Origin of the sequence: Lactobacillus sp. UMNPBX19, from assembly GCF_002553805.1 — a bacterium.
GTDB lineage: Bacteria > Bacillota > Bacilli > Lactobacillales > Lactobacillaceae > Lactobacillus.
On record NZ_PCYR01000110.1, the window covers coordinates 1 to 445 of the forward strand.

1 pseudogene is annotated in these 445 nt (G+C 37.3%); it reads right to left on the reverse strand.

Annotated features, from left to right (window positions below):
* Positions 1 to 445: pseudogene (locus CP370_RS09320) on the reverse strand (glycoside hydrolase family 65 protein); the annotation flags it as partial.

A 445-nucleotide genomic window follows, 5' to 3' on the forward strand; every position in this document is an offset into this window, starting at 1 on the left:
AAAATCGAGTGAACAGATGGCGACAATGATGACTCATGCACTGTCAATGGTTCATAGAATTCAAAGTTGTTACGCTTTTCTTCTTCTGTAAACGCGTCTGGGAAATAGAACATGGCATGTAATGTATCAGATTGCTTAATATATGGCGAGCGCAAGATGCGATCCCATGACCAGTTTTGGTTAATTGGTCGAATGTCTTGTGGCATATCAGCAATTGGTGTCAAATCTTTATCCAAGAATGTATCATGTTGAACAAAGATATGTTTTTTACCTGTCTTGGTTTCAACATCAGCCTCTGGCAAATACATGTTATCAACAATTTCTTGCCACTTTGCAAATTCTTCATCCGTCAAAGCCAACTTAGCTTTTTCATCAGCATTAATTTCATCGTAGTGTTCAAGTGAGTATTGCAAAACCCATTTTGCCATCCAATTTGTATAGAAAT